A 5,098-nucleotide genomic window follows, 5' to 3' on the forward strand; every position below is an offset into this window, starting at 1 on the left:
AAGGATCACACGGTGGCCGCTCTACACCCGTGCACAACACGGAATCGCAGACGATCTCGGCCACCGAGTTACACCACTCTATGGGGCACTACTCCTGATCACCCTGTTGTCGGTTGACCATCCGACTGACAAGGTGCTGGTGTTCACCGAGTACAAGGACACCGCCAACTACATCGCCGCCGCTCTCCACGACGCGGGACTGACCGACGTCGGACTCGCAACCGGAGACAGTGACGATCCCACCGCACTTGCACATCGGTTCTCGCCACGATCAAACGCACTACCCGGCCAGGACAGTGTCGAAATACCGAACGAGCTGCGCGTCCTGATCGCCACCGACGTACTCAGTGAAGGACAGAACCTTCAAGATGCGCACATCGTCGTCAACTACGACCTGCCCTGGGCCATCATTCGTCTCATCCAACGAGCGGGCCGTGTAGATCGAGTCGGACAGCAATCCGAGGAGATCCTGCTGTACTCGTTCTTCCATGAGTCTGTCGACAACGTCATCTCGCTCCGCCAACGTATCAGCGCCAGACTCACCGCCAACGCGGAAGCTTTCGGCTCCGACGAGCAGTTTTTCGGTAGCGACGGCGAAGTCAAGGCCATCACCGACCTCTACAACGGCACTCTCGACGAACAGGACTCCGGTGACGACGTCGACGCATCGAGCCTTGCCTATCAAATTTGGCATCGCGCGAAAGAGAAGGATCCGGAGCTGGCCGCGCGAATCGCTGCGCTGCCGGACATGATCGACGCCACGCGAGCAAAACGTTTGAGTGACAACGACGAAGGCGTGATCTGCTTCGTGCGGACCGAATCCGGCATGGACGGCTTCGGTATCGCAGCCGCCGACGGAACCACTCGCCTTCTGACCGGCCACGAAGTGCTTCGAGCGTTCGAGTCGACACCCGAAGAGCTCGGACTCGAACACCGCGACGATCACGACCAGCTCATCGAAACCCTCGTACGCGGCCCTCTGGCGACACCTACCGCCACCGCCGGCCGACTGCGCGGCGTACGCCGAACCCTGTGGCGCAGACTGGGCGAGACCCTGAACGCTCATGACCGGGAGACCGCCGTGGCACTCGACGAGCTGTTCCAGCATCCACTCCAGCGAGATGCCGAAAACAGGCTTCGACGGGCCGTCCGCAACGGGTCCAGCGACGATGACTTGACCACCCTCATCGGTGCACTCCACCGGGACGAACGGCTGGTGGTTGCCTCGCGTGTCGGGAGAGACCCGATCCGAGTTGTCAGCAGTATGGGAGTGATCGCATGACTGAGAGCCGACTGCTGGACCTCGTCGACACACGAGAATTTCGGACATTGTTCATTGACGAACTAGGGTGGGACAACCCCGATATGCCTGCACGTACCGTCGCGGTGGACGGGCAGGACTTCGAGTTGTTGCAGGTCGCGGGATACAAGGGTCTGAGGATCTGGCATTGCCCAGAGTTGCCGCCCCGAAAAGTTCAACGCCATATCGACGTGCTGGTGGGCCAGGATAATCACGAACGCCTCGTCATCTTCAGTAACGACAGCAAGCAGGAATGGCGATGGCCACGACGCGCGCAGCTCGGCAGTGCCAATGCAAAATTGCTTGTCCACGAGCACCTTGTCGGCGACAAGTCCACTCACCTCGCCCAGCGGCTGCAGGCAATCGAACTCGACTTCGACGAAGACATCACGCTCGTGGCGTTGCTGGAGAAGATGCGGAGCGCGTTCGACAAGGAAGCCGAAACCGCGTCCGTCGCTGCCGCCAGGCTGATGGGCACGCTGTACAACGACCTAGCCGCCGCAGGGGTGGGTGAACACGAAGCGACGTTGCTGCTCGCGCGCTTGCTGTTTTTGCTGTTCGGCGACGATGCGAATATGTGGAAACCAGAAGGCGTATTCGAGCGCTTTCTGCGTGAGGACACCGACGCCGACACCCTTCATCTCGACCTGCAAGCGCTCTTCGAGGTACTCGATACCGACGAGTCTGCCCGAAAGCTGCCAAACGACAGCCCTTACAAACCATTCCGTTACATCAACGGAGGTCTGTTTCACGATCCTCTGCGGCTGCCACGGCTCACCTCGGCGTTCAGAGATGCGCTCATCGCAGCGTGTGAGTTCGATTGGTCCATCATCTCGCCAGCTGTGTTCGGTTCGATGTTCCAAACGGTCAAAACACGAGAAGCTCGTCGGCACGGTGGTGAGCACTACACGACCGAAGAGAACATTCTTAAAACCATCCGTCCGCTGTTCTTGGATGAATACAGGGAACGACTGGACCGCGGGTGGGACGACAAAACTAAACTGACAAAGCTCCACAACGATATCGGGAGATTACGGTTTCTTGACCCCGCCTGCGGCTGCGGTAATTTCTTGATCGTCGCGTACCGAGAGCTCCGCGCCCTCGAACTAGACCTCCTGAAACGCCGCCGAGACTTGGACATGACCCAGGCCACGTCGAGAAAGGTTGAGCGAGCCCAACTGAGCCTCGACGTGACCGGTGACATCAAAGTTACTCTCGACCATCTCTACGGCATCGAGATTGAAGAATGGCCCGCCAGGATCGCCGAGACGGCACTTTTACTTGTCGATCATCTTGCAAACCAACAGATGGCAGAAGAATTCGGGATCGCCCCAGACCGGCTGCCCATTGTGATCTCGCCCACTATCCGTCACGCCAATGCGCTCCACACCGACTGGGCATCCCTCGTCCCTGCGTCGGATGACGTAATCATTCTCGGCAACCCGCCGTTTATAGGACAATACACAAAGACTGCACAGCAAACCGCCGATACTAAGTCGATTTGGGGCTCGCGATACAACGGCTACCTCGACTACGTCACTTGCTGGTATGCGAAAGCGATTGACTATTACGGACTACATTCTGGCAGATGGGCCTTCGTCTCCACCAATTCAATCTGCCAGGGGGAGGCAGTCGAATACTTGTGGCGACCGATCTTCGATGCCGGCTGGCGATGCCGCTTCGCGCACCGATCATTCCAGTGGGTAACCGAGGCCACTGGGGGAGCAGCAGTCCACGTCTCCATCGTTGGATTTGACAAAGCGAAAAATACACAGCCTGTCCTGTGGACATATTCTGAAGGTGGTAAAGGTGTTGGCGAACCTCAGTTGGCTACAAATATTAACGCCTACCTTGTGGATGCACCAAACCTTCTCGTAAGCAATCGTACAACTCAGCTCAGTCCGGCATTGACCGCGGTGGTATACGGAAGTAAGCCAACCGATGGGAAGAATCTCCTCGTCTCCGCTAATCAGTATGATTCAGTTTCAGCGGATCCGATTGCAAGTAAATTTATACGTAGGTTTGTTGGGGCGAAAGAATTGATTCACGATCGAATGCGTTGGTGTCTATGGCTTGTGGACGCTACGAATGCTGAGGTAGAACGAAGCCCAGTTTTACGTGAACGAGTTGCAGCGGTAGCCGAGATGCGTACTGTGAGTACTGACCCGGCCACGAATAAAGCAGCGTCGCGGCCGGAGTTGTTCCAATACATCCGTCAACCTGGCAGTGAGTATCTTGCAATCCCTGCGCATGTGAGCGAACTACGCCGATTTTTTCCGGCAGCTCGTTTTCCTCAAGATGTTATTTGTGGAAACGCAAACTTCCTCGCTGCAGACGAAGACGGATTTATTCTCGGAATCCTGTCGTCATCAATGTTTATCGCTTGGATGCGTGCTATTGGTGGGCGAATCAAGTCGGACCTCCGATTCTCAAACACTTTTACTTACAACACCTTTCCGATGCCTGAGGTCACAGACGGCCAGCGGATTGAAATTGTCAAAGGCAGTGCGGACATCATTTTGGCGAGGGAAGCTCACCCAGGGAAGTCGCTGGCTCAACTATACGATCCGACGGCTATGCCGGCCGACCTGATCGAAGCGCATCACGCGTTGGACGAGGCAATCGACAAAGTTTTCGGTCTCGACGAGATGCACACCGAGGCCGGACGCCAAAAGATCCTCTTCGAGCGCTATGCATCGTTGACCAGGCAAGTCGCAGCGAGGTGAAGGCCAAAGCGTTTCAGCAGGTGGAAGGGATTAATGTATGACTACGAACGAGCAGGTCGCGGTGCATCTGGGAACTGCACACCCACGCGATCAATTTCTGGCCCTCTATTGTTCGGATGATCCGAACCTGGACGAGTTGACGTTCGCAATCCCCGAACATGATGGCGGCGACCTCGTGGCATGGGTGGTTCCGGGCCCCGTCCCATCTGTCCTCAACCTCGAAGTGTTCGCAGCCCACGGCGAGGGCGAGTTCGAGGTCGAAGACAGCGCCGGCTGGAATCTTCGCGGTGTGGCAGTGGCGGGTATCGAGCGACGTCTTGGACACGAGTTGCCCCGGCCGCCGGCCACGCTCAGTCCGGATCTCGGACGTCGATTCCTTGATGCCTATACGGCTGAACACGATTCACCCACACCGTGGTACGTCCTCGACCAGGCAGGATGCTGGGACGCGGTAAGTGACAAGTCGAGCTCGGCGCAACACGAATGGCGCTGTGAATGCTGCAGAACGCTTTTCAATAACTTACCCATGGCACAGGCGCGGGCCGTGCTCCAGCCGCACGCCACCAACGAGACCTTGCGCGGATTTATGATGCTGTGCGCCAACTGTCACGCAATGGCACACGACCCCTATACCGAGAGCATGGCCGAGCTCGTCATGGCTCACCGTCCGCCGTGTCCCCGATGCGACTGCCATACCGTCGCTCATCTGATGTTCGGAATGCCACCCGGGCCGCTGCCCGGGGTCATTGCGATGGGGTGTGTCGTGACAGACGATCCGAGCGATCAAGCGAACTGCGAATGCCTGACATGCGGGCATACGTGGGTCGACGAAGGCCCCGGTGAAGAGCCGGAAGAAACCTTCTTGTTTTGACCGGCCGTCGTCGCGGTGTTTTTGTTTTACCTGGAGCGAACATGCGCGCGCCCGAGATGCGCTAACTATCGCGATAACGAAACTCATTACCGATAACGGATATTACGTCAAGTAGTAGACTGGTTATCAGCACTCGGCGCGAATATCTCTGCTTCGTGTAACTGCTCCCGTGATTCGCCAATACTCACCTGAGCTGCATCG

The 5,098-nt window shown here is 57.4% G+C and carries 3 protein-coding genes; all 3 read left to right on the plus strand.

Annotation, left to right across the window (positions count from 1 at the left end):
• A partial coding sequence (locus ABZ677_RS27610; protein WP_358375243.1) for a C-terminal helicase domain-containing protein occupies positions 1-1,282 on the plus strand: 1,282 nt, incomplete at its 5' end.
• A complete protein-coding gene (locus ABZ677_RS27615; RefSeq protein ID WP_358375246.1) occupies positions 1,279-4,026 on the plus strand; it encodes a DNA methyltransferase in 2,748 nt (915 codons plus the stop codon). The genes ABZ677_RS27610 and ABZ677_RS27615, both read left to right, overlap by 4 nt.
• Before the next feature lie 37 nt (positions 4,027-4,063).
• Positions 4,064-4,897 (plus strand): hypothetical protein, encoded by an 834-nt coding sequence (locus ABZ677_RS27620; protein ID WP_358375249.1) that lies wholly within the window; start codon positions 4,064-4,066, stop codon positions 4,895-4,897.
• Positions 4,898-5,098 lie beyond the last annotated feature (201 nt).

Source organism: Rhodococcus sp. NPDC006774 (genome assembly GCF_040636045.1).
In the GTDB taxonomy this organism is placed as follows: domain Bacteria; phylum Actinomycetota; class Actinomycetes; order Mycobacteriales; family Mycobacteriaceae; genus Rhodococcoides.